Origin of the sequence: Cocleimonas sp. KMM 6892 (assembly GCF_035798195.1) — a bacterium.
Taxonomy (GTDB): domain Bacteria; phylum Pseudomonadota; class Gammaproteobacteria; order Thiotrichales; family Thiotrichaceae; genus Cocleimonas; species Cocleimonas flava.
This window is the reverse complement of sequence record NZ_JAPFBV010000006.1, coordinates 301,650-315,449: the sequence shown is the minus strand read 5'-3', so window position 1 is coordinate 315,449 and position 13,800 is coordinate 301,650. Positions and strand designations below refer to the sequence as shown.

General features: G+C 40.6%; 14 protein-coding genes. 3 read left to right on the top strand and 11 right to left on the bottom strand.

Annotated elements, in window-relative coordinates; all coding sequences use genetic code 11:
• The 4 genes from tldD to OO007_RS17190 all read right to left on the bottom strand — a co-directional run bounded on the left by tldD (position 1) and on the right by OO007_RS17190 (position 5,521).
• On the bottom strand, positions 1-1,449 hold the full coding sequence (gene tldD / locus OO007_RS17205) for a metalloprotease TldD (protein WP_325809719.1): 1,449 nt from the start codon (positions 1,447-1,449) through the stop codon (positions 1-3).
• A gap of 260 nt (positions 1,450-1,709) precedes the next feature.
• On the bottom strand, positions 1,710-2,537 hold the full coding sequence (locus tag OO007_RS17200) for a carbon-nitrogen hydrolase family protein (RefSeq protein ID WP_325809718.1): 828 nt from the start codon (positions 2,535-2,537) through the stop codon (positions 1,710-1,712).
• 112 nt (positions 2,538-2,649) lie between these two features.
• Entirely contained in the window at positions 2,650-4,122 is a 1,473-nt protein-coding gene (gene thrC, locus OO007_RS17195; RefSeq protein ID WP_325809717.1) for a threonine synthase, read from the bottom strand.
• A gap of 88 nt (positions 4,123-4,210) precedes the next feature.
• A complete protein-coding gene (locus OO007_RS17190; RefSeq protein ID WP_131906433.1) occupies positions 4,211-5,521 on the bottom strand; it encodes a homoserine dehydrogenase in 1,311 nt (436 codons plus the stop codon).
• 172 nt (positions 5,522-5,693) lie between these two features.
• Here OO007_RS17190 and OO007_RS17185 point away from each other — a divergent pair, with 172 nt between their 5' ends.
• A complete protein-coding gene (locus OO007_RS17185; RefSeq protein WP_325809716.1) occupies positions 5,694-6,065 on the top strand; it encodes an Mth938-like domain-containing protein in 372 nt (123 codons plus the stop codon).
• A gap of 239 nt (positions 6,066-6,304) precedes the next feature.
• On the opposite strand, the gene OO007_RS17180 is transcribed toward OO007_RS17185, so the two are convergent.
• The 4 genes from OO007_RS17180 to OO007_RS17165 form a co-directional block, all read right to left on the bottom strand.
• Entirely contained in the window at positions 6,305-7,669 is a 1,365-nt protein-coding gene (locus OO007_RS17180; protein ID WP_325809715.1) for an OmpA family protein, read from the bottom strand.
• A 2-nt stretch (positions 7,670-7,671) separates the two neighbouring features.
• Positions 7,672-8,487 (bottom strand): hypothetical protein, encoded by an 816-nt coding sequence (locus tag OO007_RS17175; RefSeq protein ID WP_325809714.1) that lies wholly within the window; start codon positions 8,485-8,487, stop codon positions 7,672-7,674.
• A 146-nt stretch (positions 8,488-8,633) separates the two neighbouring features.
• Positions 8,634-9,062 (bottom strand): GFA family protein, encoded by a 429-nt coding sequence (locus tag OO007_RS17170; protein ID WP_325809713.1) that lies wholly within the window; start codon positions 9,060-9,062, stop codon positions 8,634-8,636.
• 42 nt (positions 9,063-9,104) lie between these two features.
• Entirely contained in the window at positions 9,105-9,317 is a 213-nt protein-coding gene (locus OO007_RS17165) for a GDCCVxC domain-containing (seleno)protein (protein ID WP_279388059.1), read from the bottom strand.
• 54 nt (positions 9,318-9,371) lie between these two features.
• Between OO007_RS17165 and OO007_RS17160 the strand changes: the two genes are divergently transcribed.
• Together OO007_RS17160 and OO007_RS17155 are read left to right on the top strand one after the other, a co-directional pair.
• Complete coding sequence (locus OO007_RS17160; protein WP_325809712.1) at positions 9,372-9,935, top strand: DUF3465 domain-containing protein; 564 nt, start codon at positions 9,372-9,374, stop codon at positions 9,933-9,935.
• Between the two features lie 47 nt (positions 9,936-9,982).
• The gene (locus OO007_RS17155) at positions 9,983-10,933 is read left to right on the top strand and encodes a class I SAM-dependent methyltransferase (RefSeq protein WP_325809711.1); all 951 of its coding nucleotides are present in this window, start codon (positions 9,983-9,985) and stop codon (positions 10,931-10,933) included.
• A gap of 42 nt (positions 10,934-10,975) precedes the next feature.
• Here the strand turns inward: OO007_RS17155 and OO007_RS17150 are convergent, their stop codons facing one another.
• The 3 genes from OO007_RS17150 to OO007_RS17140 form a co-directional block, all read right to left on the bottom strand.
• Entirely contained in the window at positions 10,976-11,554 is a 579-nt protein-coding gene (locus OO007_RS17150; protein ID WP_325809710.1) for a chorismate--pyruvate lyase family protein, read from the bottom strand.
• A gap of 6 nt (positions 11,555-11,560) precedes the next feature.
• Complete coding sequence (locus OO007_RS17145; protein WP_325809709.1) at positions 11,561-12,310, bottom strand: formyltransferase family protein; 750 nt, start codon at positions 12,308-12,310, stop codon at positions 11,561-11,563.
• A 102-nt stretch (positions 12,311-12,412) separates the two neighbouring features.
• Positions 12,413-13,783, bottom strand: a complete 1,371-nt coding sequence (locus OO007_RS17140) for an aminotransferase class I/II-fold pyridoxal phosphate-dependent enzyme (protein WP_131906442.1) — start codon at positions 13,781-13,783, stop codon at positions 12,413-12,415.
• Positions 13,784-13,800 lie beyond the last annotated feature (17 nt).

Below are 13,800 nucleotides of genomic sequence, written 5' to 3'. Positions count from 1 at the left end.
CTAAGCGTCCGTGCCCCCTACTGTCAATCCATCAATCTTCAAGGTTGGCTGCCCAACACCTACTGGCACGCTTTGACCACCTTTGCCACAAACGCCTACGCCTCTGTCGAGCTCCAGATCGTTACCAATCATACTGACTTTAGTCAGTACATCTGGACCGTTACCAATCAAGGTGGCACCTTTTACGGGGCGAGTCACTTTTCCATTTTCAATCAAATACGCCTCAGAAGCTGAGAATACAAATTTACCCGAGGTGATATCGACCTGACCTCCACCGAAATTCACCGCATATAGGCCTTTCTTTACCGATGCAATAATCTCTTCAGGATCATCATTGCCAGGCAACATATAGGTGTTTGTCATACGCGGCATGGGTAAATGCGCATAAGATTCACGACGACCGTTACCGGTTGATTCAACCCCCATCAATCTCGCATTGAGCTTGTCTTGCATATAGCCTTTCAACACGCCGTTTTCGATTAAGGTTGTGCAATTTGTTTTAGTGCCTTCATCGTCGATACTTAAGGAGCCACGACGATTTTCAATGGTTCCGTCATCCACCACGGTTACCCCTTTTGAAGCAACGGTTTCGCCAACACGACCGCTAAATGCAGAGGTACCTTTGCGATTGAAGTCACCTTCTAAGCCGTGTCCTATCGCTTCATGCAGTAGAATTCCTGGCCAGCCTGAGCCTAATACCACGGTTTGTGCACCTGCTGGTGCATCGACCGCATCCAGATTAACCAGCGCTAATCTAACCGCTTCTTCAGCGTATTCTCGAATGCGATCTGCCTGAGTAAAGTAATCAAAACCAAAACGACCACCGCCACCCATGCCAGCGGATTCACGTTTTCCGTCTTTCTCGACAATCACGGTAATATTCATTCTGACTAATGGACGAATATCTGCACTAAGGTGGCCTTCGTTATCGGCCACTAATATGTGTTCATGTACACCCGCAATATTAGCGATAACCTGAGTCACGTACTGGCTTGCAGCACGCGCTGATTTATCGGCCAATCGTAGCAATGCTATTTTTTCATCTTCCGACATTGAAGCCAATGGATTATCAACGCCATACAATGCAGTCACTGATTTATTTTCACGCGCCTGCCATGCTTGAGTTTGTGCAGATGTACCTGAGCGACCAATTGCGGCAGCGGCTTTCGCCGATTCGGTTAAGGCTTCTATGGTAATTTCGTCTGAGTAAGCAAAACCGGTTTGCTCACCGACTACCATGCGCACACCCACACCTTGATCGATGCTGTATGAACCGTTTTTGATGATGCCTTCTTCCAGCACCCACGATTCAAAACGGTTAGATTGAAAATAAAGATCGGCTAAATCAGCGCCTTTCAAATGTGAAAAGACATTCTCAAGATTTGATTCTGTCAGCCCTGAAGGCTCGAGTAAATGCTGTTTAGCTTGGTCTAGAATGGATGAATTCATATATACATGCTCTTTATACGGTTTTAGGTATTTGCAAACACACCCCCCTACTTTGTGGCCTTTTTTTAATTAGGACTTAGCTGGGTGTATCAACATCTGATTATTAAGCCAATGATTTGCCGACTGACATTAACAAACAATTTTAACGATAACAGTGGTGACGGTAACGATGATCACAATAGCGGTAGTAACATTAACGGTAACGATAACAAAAATGATGGAAACTATATTGCAGTAATAATAACGAAATGGTTTCTCGCCTAGATCAGCTTAGTGTGTTTTAGCACAGGAAAACTTTCACGCAATTTTTTCTGTGCCTTTAAATCTATATTAATGGTGATGATTCCCGAACCTTTCAAGCGTAGACCGTGAACTTGTCCCAAATAATCTACAGCCATGCTATTTCCATAGGTATGTCGACCATTCACATGATAGCCACCTTGAGCGGGTGCGATAACATAACACTGGTTCTCGATAGCGCGGGCCTTGATTAGAGGCTCCCAGTGAATCTTTCCCGTTGATTTGGCAAAAGCCGATGGGATAAGAAATATCTCTGCGCCTTGTTTGACCATTTCGCGGAATAACATAGGAAAGCGCAAGTCATAACAAATAGCCATGCCAATTTTGCCAAACGGGGTGTCGACAACAACGATGTCTTTGCCGTATTCGAAGGTATCGCTTTCTCGGTAATGCTCTTTTGTTTTATTGTCGTCGCTATTGATATCGACGTCGAATAAGTGAATTTTGTTATATCGAGCGACTATCTCGCCTTTATCGTTAAACATTAAGGAAGAAGCGCTGACTTTTTCAGAATCATCCAGCTTTAACGGAACCGATCCAGCAACAATCCAGACTTTATTATCAATTGCGCATTGGCGCATCGTTTCTTGAATTGGGCCTTTACCGTAGTTTTCAGCCAGATCAATATTTTCTGATTCGTGCATCGCCATCAAAGCAAAACTCTCAGGCAAAACAACCATTTGTGCGCCTTTCTTGGCTGCTTCTCGAATCAGTCGAGTGGCTTCCATTAGGTTCGCTTTTATTTGTGGCCCTGAAGCCATTTGAACTGCTGCTATTTTAGTTAACAAATATTTTCCCTTATTGGTTTCCTTTGATGCTTTAGGTAAAGACTTAGTCCCCCCCCCTACTTACGAGGGTTTTTTATAATTGCTCAATTTACTTTAGTTTAGTCTGCTCTGATTAATCCAGAAAAGCGAGAATCTCCTTCTCTATATCCTGTTTATCAATAACAGTGCTTTGCGTAATCTCTTTATCAAACAAGCTACTAATCATTCCGGGTATCTCAATATTCGCTTTGCTCGCAATGGCCTGAAGTGCTTCTTTATCGCTTCCACCGTCTTCACCCGTTAATGCATTCGCAATAGTTGGGGAAAACTTAGTCCATTCTGCGGTTGAGTAAACAATCGTTTTTAAAGGCTTATCCCGACAGGTATCGTATGTTTTAAAACAAGTCGCTGTATGAGGGTCCATTAAATAACCTGCTTCAAATGCCTGTTTGATGTATTCCTGACCTTCTTCATTCGTACAGAAATCAGCAGAAAATACCTTTTGAATTTCAGCAAGTTCACTAGGGATCAACGCATAACGTTTATCTGTATCCAGATCTGACATTAGCTCTTTGGTACGCTCACTGCCAAATAAATCAAAGAGAATACGTTCAACGTTTGATGATTTTAAAATATCCATCGCTGGTGAGCTTGTAGGTATTACAGATGAATCACTAATATCGTAAATACCTTCATTAATTAAATGCGTTAACACATTGTTTTGATTAGAGGCGATGAGTATTTTTTCAACGGGTAATCCCATTCGCATCGCGTAATAACCACCCAGTGCATTACCAAAGTTTCCGCTTGGTACGTTAAGGTAAACCTTGTCACCCAGTTCAATTGCGCCCTGTCTAACCAGTTCTAAATAACTGTGAATGTGATACATCAGTTGGAAGATAATACGCCCAAAATTCACTGAGTTTGCCGCAGATAAGGAGATGTTCTTTTCTTTCAATTTGGCATTGAAGGATTCAGAACTGAGCAATAGCTTTAATGCAGATTGAGCATCGTCAAAGTCGCCATGTATTCCGATGACTTTGAGGTTTTCTGCATCTTCAGTCACCATTTGCAGACGCTGAACGTCAGAAGTACCACCATCAGGGTACAAACACGCTACACGTACATTTTTACGATTCTTAAAGGTTTCTAGTGCTGCAGGTCCAGTATCACCACTGGTCGCCGCGAGAATCAGGTATTCTTCATCACGCTTTTGCGCAATTGAGGAAAGCACTACACCAAACGGTTGCAATGCCATGTCTTTAAAAGCACGGGTTGGGCCGTGATAAAGTTCGCTCACATAAAGGTCATCTTTAACCTTCACTAATGGCGCAGGGTTTTCGCTATTATCGAACTCATCATACAGATTCAATGCCGTCTCAATATCTGACTGATCGATATCGACATTAAACGCCGCCAGAATATCACGCGCTAACGCTTTATAATCTTTGTCCAGATGACTCTGTAAAAAATCAGTACCAAGATCAGGTAAATACTCAGGTGAATATATACCACCAAAAGATGACATTGGGCCGAGGATAGCTTCTGAGAAGCTCACTTCAGTGGCTCTGGTTCCATCATTTCCGCGTGTTTCTATAAATTTCATGCTGAGTTTTCTTCCTGTTTAAACGTATTTATATATTCTTTCTAACTATCTGATTAGTAATAGTATTACCAATCAGATATAATTAAATCTAGCTGAGTGATTCAACGCGGATTCTGGTTGCTTCACCATTGATCACATCCAGTGCGGCAATCTGCTCTAAGGCACTATTCATATTGCCTTCATTGACCACATGCGTCAGCAAAATAATATCAACGTCCGTTTCTCCTTTTCTTGGCTCTTTCTGGATAAACGCTTCTATGCTGATTCCTTGCTGACCTAAAACACGCGTCACTTCAGCGAGAACGCCAGCCTCATTCTTGGCAGACATACGCAAGTAATAAGCCGTTTCAATATCATCCATACCAACAACAGGTGTGTCAGATAAAGCATCTGGCTGGAATGCCAGGTGAGGAACTCTGTTTTCAGGATCAGTTGTTAATGCGCGAGTGACATCTACGATATCAGCAATTACAGCTGATGCTGTTGCCTCATCACCTGCACCTGCACCGTAATAAAGCGTTGCACCCACTGCATCGCCTTTTACGAGAACCGCATTCATTACGCCATCAACATTTGCGATTAAGCGTCTTTCCGGTATTAGTGTTGGATGTACGCGTTGCTCAATACCTTTGTCTGTACGTTTTGCCACACCAAGATGTTTGATGCGGTAACCCAGCTCTTCTGCGTAAGCCACGTCTTCCTGAGTGATCTTAGAAATACCTTCGGTATAGGTTTTATCAAACTGCAGTGGAATACCAAATGCGATTGATGAAAGGATACTCAATTTATGCGCAGCGTCGATACCTTCGACATCAAAGGTCGGATCGGCTTCGGCATAACCGAGTGCCTGAGCTTCGGCAAGCACATCATCAAAATCTCTGCCTTTGTCACGCATTTCAGTCAGAATGAAATTACCTGTTCCGTTAATGATGCCCGCCAGCCATTCAACGCTGTTTGCAGATAAACCTTCACGCAATGCTTTGATGATTGGGATACCACCAGCTACTGCAGGTTCGAATGCAACGACTAAACCTTTCTCTTGTGCTTTTGCAAAGATTTCATCGCCGTGTATGGCAATTAATGCTTTATTCGCTGTGACCACATGCTTGCCGTTTTCTAGGGCTTGCATCACAAGCTCTTTAGCCGGTGAATATCCACCAATTAGCTCAACCACGATATCGATATCTGGGTCGTTTACAACTTCGTAAGCATCTTTGGTTAAACGGATATTCTCTACGCCTAATTCAGCTGCGCGTTCTGGTTCTAGGGTTGCAATAAAGTCGATTTCAATTCCGCGTCCTGCGCGTCTTGCGATTTCTTTTGCGTTTCTTTTTAGAACAGTCGCTGTACCGCCACCCACTGTTCCTAATCCCAATAATCCAACCTTTACCGCTTTCATTAGTTACCTTCATTTCGTGTCAATAATTAGACGCAGAACATTACAGTTGTGTACCTTGACTGTCAATCAGCATTCACTATGATAGGGTTAGGTTTTCCTGATATTTACAGCCTTTATTTAAGCTGTAAATATTACCATTTACTTAGCGATTAATTGACTCATCATTGCAACTATGAAATTTGCCGAAGATCACAACAGTGCGCGTTATAAAATCAGTGCTTACGATAACAATTCAGTTGCAATCAATGGCGAACCGTATATGCGTTCGCTAGTATTATCTCCCATGGAATTAATTGCAGATTGGGCACCTCAACGCTATTCAGATTTAACAGCTGATCACCTTGAAGCGTTTTATCGTTTGAATGCAGAAATTATTATTCTGGGAACGGGTAATACCCAGATTTTTCCATCAGCCGATATTCTACGACGTTTAGCCGAGGGTAAAATCGGTTATGAAGTGATGGATACTCAAGCAGCCTGCCGTACTTTTAATATTTTAATGGCAGAAGGCAGAAACGTAGTCGCTGGACTGTTTCTTGATTAACTAAACTTTAAATAAAATAACTGCCTTAAAATAATCAATTAAAGCTATCCCATTATTCCCACCCCCCTAGTTTGGGCGACTTTTTATTTTATTGTTGTCTCACTGTAATCGGCGCGTTGTTGCGCATTGAAAGTGTAAATAGAACCGATTCAAATCTGTGAGTCTTTATAGATACTCAATTTTTAGACAAAAAAAAGCATGCCTATAAAGACATGCTTTAATTTACAAAAAGTTACCCTTTATTGTGCGATCTTCACCTCAACACGTCGTGCTTCATTACGGGTACCCGAACCAACAGTTTGTGTCGGTTTAGCAACGATTATTTGATCGGCTGAGATACCAGCACGCTTCAGTGCAACCACAACGGCTTCTGCTCTTTTTAATGACAGAATCTGGTTCAGCTCAAGGTTACCCGTAGCATCATGAAAACCTGAAACCAGTACCTTTGAGCCGTCATTATCTTTTAAATAGTCGATAATTCCAGACAACGTTTTAGTTGTATTTGCAGGTCTCGTTGCACTATTAATCCTAAAATAAAGTTTAGCCGTATCAGGCAAGTCACCTGCTGGAGCTTTCATCATTTTTGGTTTAGCGCTCTCCAGTTCCTTAATGCGTGAACGTAATCCCGGAATAAGCTTGTTTTCGATTTCAAGGAAATTAATTTTATTTAATAACTTGGGGTTGTCCACTTCTTTGGTCACAGTCACGGGCTCAATACTTTCGAGTGCTGCAATCTTGGCTTTAAGTCCGGCTATTAAGCCATTCTCTTTTTCCAATACAGCGAGACGTGCAGCTAATTCAGGATCTTCTTTCTTAATCGTTATCGGATCAATGTTTTCCAAGGCCGTGATCTTAGCTTTTAAACCGGGAATTAAACCATTCTCCTTTTCTAAAGCTTCAACACGTTTCGCTAACTCAGGATTTTCTTTATCGACGGTAATTGGGTTTATCCCTTCTAAAGCGGTGATTTTAGCTTTCAAACCAGGAATTAAAGCATTCTCCTTTTCTAACTTGGCTAAACGCTCAGCAAACTCTGGGCTCGCTTTGTTAACTGCTAATGGGCTAATACCTTCAAGCGCGGTAATTTTTGCACGTAAGCCTTCAATCAAACCGTTTTCTTTTTCAAGCTTAGCTAGACGTTCAGTGAGTTGTGCATCATTCGCATCTGCTTTTTTGATCACAATTGGATCAATTTTCTCGAGTGCGCCAATTTTCGCCTTTAAACCAGGAATTAAGCCATTCTCTGTTTCGAGTAGACTAATTTTCTTCAACAGTTCTGGATTATCAACTTCTTTGGTGACAACTTTGGGTGGCATAGCCTCAAGTTCAGCTATTTTAGCTTTTAGCTCTGCAACCATGCCGGTTTCTTTTTCCTTAGCTTTTTCGAGATCAGCAATTTGAGTGAGTAACACAGGGTTGTCTATGAGTTTTTCTTTTTCTACAACTTTTTCAACAATAGTTGGTGGAACTTCGCAGTTTCGACCACCGGGGCCATAACCTAATGCCCACAGTAGCAAAAGCAATAAGAATAAAATAACAGCAATGACGCCCCATATTTTACGAAAACCAGGCCAGTTAGATGATATTTGTGAATTATTACTCATGATTATTGCCCTCCATCCAATTCATCTTGCCACTTCTTTAAAGCGTCCCATCTATTCTCCGCAGCCATTTTGGCTTGGTCTGGCCATGTGCCAGGTTTTGCCAGCTTATATCTTGGCCCAGCATCATCGAGAATTTTCTGGATATCATCTACTGATGTTGTTGCCAAAGCAGCGTAGTAGTGAATATCGGCAGCATGGATTAAGTCGTTTATTTTTGGTCCGACTCCTTCAACAATAGTAAAATCGTCTTGTCCGTTCTTTTGTTTTACTCTAAAACCCGCTTTTTTTGCAGCATCCAGATCAACCATTGAACCTTGTGAAGATGATGGCTTAGTCACAGGAGTTGAAACAGAAGATGGCGTAGAAGCAGCTGGAGTTGCGGCAGTTGTAGATGTACTCGCTACACCGTAGGTATTTGTATTGCTTGAGGAAGCTGGAGCTTTTGATGCGTCGCTTTTAAGTGCACGAATTTCAGCTTCAAGCTCGCTTATTTTCTTTAAATGCTCAGGATTATCTACTTCGACTATTTTTTCAGACTTAACAACTTTATCTACCGTTACTTCTCTCGTTTTAGATCGCGCTGATTCTAGACTTGCAACTTGAGACTGTAGTCCCGCTATTTGGCTATTTTCACTTTCTAGTTTACTGATAAGCGATAAATGTTTTGGATTATCTACAACTCTATCAACTTGCTTTTCTACAATTTTTTCAACAGGTGGTTCACCGTGCTTAAGTCGTTTAGCTAACCAGCCGGCGAGTAACCATCCAATCAAACCACCAGCCAGATATGGCCATAGCTGACATAAGAATAAAGTCATATGTATTGCTCCTAACAGTAAGTAAAAAGTGAAGGTTTAAATTTTAAACAAAAGGTAAAAATGCCAAACAATATTCCCTCATTAACTCTAGTAGTATCAAAGATATAGATAGTTCATAGCAGGCATTTAAAGTCTAAGATTCAAATTTATTTCGGTGCAGGTGGCGGCATTTCGTCAAACGTTTTTATGCTCTCATCCATGCAGTCCCAGACTGGTTTCTTTTTATTATAAACAATGACTTGCGGCTTAAACCAAGAACTATCATCAACACAACCAACGGCAATACTAGTGATTGCTGGCGCAGAAGTATTCGTACCAAACAACCTGCTACCGCAATCAGGACAAAAATGACGTGTTAACTGCGCACCATCATCTGCCGTTGTTGTGTAAGAACTTGTTTGCCCTGCAATTTTGACATCTTCTTTCTTGAAGAAAGCGAGAGACATATGCCCTGTGCCTGTAGAGCGTCGACAGTGATCACAATGACATTGTGCCATTCGTGCCGGTTCGTTTGCCAAGGTATACGTAACTTTTCCACATAAGCAGCCGCCGCTTGCAAAGGATTGTTCGCTCATTTTTTTCTCTCTTTCTATATTAAATTGTAAAGAGTATAGAAGTTAATCTGGACTACAGCATGAAGAACCGATAATTTGTGCTTGAGGACAAGGATAATCACCATAACTGCAGTAAACACAACACTCACCTTTTTTGGTTTTAATCACCTCTTTGCATTCAGGACAACGAAAACTAGATTGATACGTATTCTCGGGCATTTGTTCTTGAAATTTATGGTTACAATTAGGACAAGTTAGTATTGAATCAATTATCATAGCCATACATTAACACGATTTTTCATTTAGCTAACGACATTCAGACCTCCAAATATGACCTTAAAAACCAACAATAAAAAAAGAAGAAATTATCCCTTTAAGCGTCAGTTAAATAGAAAAGTCAGACGTATTATCTTTATGTTAGTGGCCGCTGCAATTGCAACTGGCATCAACTATTACAACACCAATTTTAAAAACTCTGATAACTCACACGTCGAACTCAGTGAAAATCACAATAGTTCTGATATACAAAAAGATCAACTGTTCAGCAATAAGCATCAGACTCAGGCACTCGCACAACTTGAAAAAGCAAAAGATCAAACCAATTCACGATTCTGGGTTGGCTTGAATGCAACTGTCATCAAACTATTAAAAGATGATTTAACAGGCAGTCGTCACCAGAAATTCTTAATCAAAGTAGAAAATGGCATGACTCTATTGGTTTCTCATAATATTGATCTTGCGCCACGCGTTCCGATTAAACAGAATGATAAAATCAGCTTACAAGGACGTTATGAATGGAATAACCGTGGCGGAGTGATTCATTGGACTCACCACGACCCAAAAGGTAAAAAGGCTGGAGGCTGGATCTCAGTTAATGGTAAAAAATATAAATAATTCAATAGCTCAACCGATTCATTTAAAGCCACATCAAGTAAACGACTATGCCTGACCTTATAACTAACTTATCTGTCTTGTTAGATAACCTGCATCTCCCTACTAATTCTAGTGAACTTGAACAAGCTCAACGAATTTTTCATGGTAGAGGGCATGCCTATGAAGGTTTACATCATGTAACGATTGACTGGTTACCACCGATTATTTTGATTACCCTGTTTGCCAAGGAATCCACAACTGCTATAGACGAATCAGCTACAGAACTTAGAAAAAAACTTCCAGATGCAAAAAAGGTATTGTTGCAACACCGTTACTTATCGCATGGACCTATAGACGAGATTCACAGTGATGAGCCATCTAGTCCTGTGCAAAGGCTGGAAGTTTTAGAAGATGATTTAAAATTCCAGATAACTTTAGGAAAAGCGAGAAATACTGGCTTATTTCTAGATATGAGGAATGGCCGTCAATGGGTTAAGCAACACAGCTATCGTAAACGTATTCTGAATTTATTTTCGTATACCTGCGGTTTTTCTGTCGCTGCAATCGAAGGCGGTGCAAAGTCTGTATTGAATATTGATATGAGCAGTGCTGCATTGAATATCGGCCGAACTAATCATCGACTCAATAACCATGATCTGGATAACGTACGCTTCCAGAAACTGGACATCTTTAAATCTTTCAGCAGAATAAGAAAATTTGGCCCTTATGACTTATTGATTTGTGATCCTCCAACCTTACAAAAAGGAAGTGTCGATATCGCAAAAGACTACGCTAAGATTATTCGTCGACTGGATAGCTTTATGGATTTTGATAGCCAATTGATGATGTGCATCAATGCGACTCAAATTGAAGGAGAGAGCAGCAAGGAATTCTTGCTCAGCAAGATGGAAGAGTTTGCGCCAAATTACCAATTGATAGAGGAAATCAAACCGCCAAGGGTTTATAAAGAAACACAAGGAAGGGGCGTAAAAATACTGATCTATAAGCGATCATCATAATAACAATAGTTAATTTACACCCCCCTACTTTGAGGGCTTTTTTTAACTATAAATGCTAATTGGAAAAAACTCTGTGACAATAATCGCAGGATGACCATTAACCCGAATACGATAACTTCGAGCAATTATTTCACCGGGAAGTTGATTGGTTAGTGCGTCTTCAGCAGGTGCAGATTTTATATAATTAACATCAAAAATATCTCTGTAGGTTTCCACACCCTGCTCTCTTAACAGTTCACCAATACCTATTTCACCTTCTTCTAAACGTTTGCCTATATGCTCTGGTAAATGCTGTAAAGATACCGTTGACCTGGCTGCAGCAAATAATTGACCACTATGGTCCCCTTTTAAATACACTTCACGTTGCAATACTTTATCCCCTGCATTAACCTCCAAACCATCAACTTTATGACTTAGAATTTTCAAAGTATTGTTTAAAGGAGTGATGCTAATGGGTTCCCAAAACCAGGCTTCAAGCGATTTGGTTACAGTCCCATCTGTGACTAGCATAGTCCTTAGAAATGGCGGAATATTGTTAAGATCAAGGTCAGGTCCAACCACTGATTTAATCATTGAATCAGCGGTATAGCCACAGCTTTTAAAGTAAGAATTCTTTGTCATTATTGTTTATTGCTGCTTCCAAAGCCCTGTTAAGGAGATAAAACGATTACCCATTTTTTTAAAGTTTTTGACATTCTTTGAGGTTGGCCAAGAATCGTAATTGCCACTGAGATTTTCAGTACTGGTCGGTAAAAGTTGCTTTTGATCCGTTTTAATCCATTTCAAGGTTAATCTAATACCTTCTTGAAACAACAAACAATTATTAAAAAACAACGATTTGGTTTTATCGACATCATACGCACGCTGCATGAGTATCTCTCCTGAATCGAATGTTTCTGCCATCATGTGCACAGTAACACCAATTGTTTTTTGCTCATCATTCATCGCGAAGAACACCGGATCAACACCTTGATATTTGGGGAGTAATGAAGGATGTATATTGATACATTGAAGCGAGTCTAATGCTAAAACATCTTTTTTTATTAATTGATTGAAATGACTGCCCAATAAAAAATCAGGAGTCACTGATCTTATAAATTCAACGGAGTCTATAGAATTAATGTCTTTGGTATCGTGAACGGGAATATCATGTAATTTAGCCAATCGATGTACATCTCGTAATGGCCATTTCTGGAGCAAGAAAAAGGGCTGTAATGCTTTAAATGCATCGGTCACCATAAAAAGATAACTCGAGTATCGTAAGCCAGATGTTTTTATTTGTTTAAGCGCACCACTTAAATGACCATATTTAGTACTTAATACACGGGTAGAGTTTATGACCCCTACTAGTTCTATATCATTATCTGCTATGAGCATTTCCATAACTTTGGAGGAATAAATGCTGGCGTAGGTGCAAAAAATAATTCTTTTTTTAGCTTGAGCAGACGGACTCTCATTCTTTAATAGAACCATCGTCTATTAAAACTTGCCCATTTCTTCAACGAGAATATCGATGGTCTGTTCTATTTGCTCTTCAGTATGAGAAGAACAGATAAAGAAACGTAGGCGCGCCATACCTTCTTGCACTGCAGGATAAAAAATAGGTTGGACATTGATACCACGCTCAAAACACGCATTAGCAAGTCTTCCAGCAGTTGCTGAGCTACCTGTTATGATAGGAATGACTGATAAACCTGCGCTCGACCCAACATTCAATCCTTTTTCTTTAGCTAATTTCAAAAATTGCTGACCACGAGCTTTGAGGCTTTCAACGCGCTCTGGTTCACGATCTAGTATTTTTAAAGCAGTAATTGCAGAAGCTGCTAGCGGTGGAGAAATCCCTACACTGTACAAAAACCCGGGAGCTGAATACTTAAGGTGTTCAACCAGTGCTTTTTCACCTGCGATATAACCGCCACAACTCGCTAACGTTTTACTAAGTGTACCCATCCATAAATCAACTTCATGCCCGTCTACACCTTCCTGCTCTTGAAGTCCGTGGCCTTTTTCACCCAGAACCCCCAAAGAATGAGCTTCATCTACCATCAAAAAAGCTTTGTGACGTTTTTTGATTTCTATAAAACGTTTCAGATCGGGATAATCACCATCCATGCTATAGATGCCTTCGATAACTATCAGCACTCGCTCATAATTTCTTCGTTGCTGAAATAACAATTCATCCAGAGCTTGCCAATCATTGTGCGGAAACGGTAGACGAGTTGCACCCGATAATTGACCGCCTTGAACGACACTGTTGTGAATCAAAGAATCATGTAAAATTAAATCTTTAGGACCAAACAAATAACCAATGGTGGTGACATTCGTCGCATGCCCACTGACAAAAACAATACAATCATCGACTTCGTATTTTTTCGCTAAGGCAATTTCCAATTCACGCTGAATAGGTCTTTCACCCGCCACAGGTCGACTCGCAGATGCAGAAGTACCATATTTATCGATAGCTTGTTTTGCCGCTTCAGAAACTTCAGGATGCCCACACAAATCCAGATAGTTGTAACTGGCAAAGTTAATATATTCATGACCATTGATAGTGGTCGTATTACCAGCAACACCTTCATGTTCTTTAAAGAAAGGACTGGGTACGCCTAATTGTTTTCCGCCCGCTTCCAAGATTCTGATTTGTTGGTAACCAGGAAACATATCAAATCGACAAAATTCATCAGGTATCTTCGAATTTGATTGAAGTGACTTTCTTGTTCTTAACACATCACCGTTCTGCATCTTGGCTTCTGTGACTTTCTTTAAGCGTTTTTCTAGCATTTTTTGTGCTAGTTGGTCTTTCACAGACCCGCTCAAACCGAACAAGTTACTCTTTTTAATTTTTGACATCCGTTTACTTTACCACT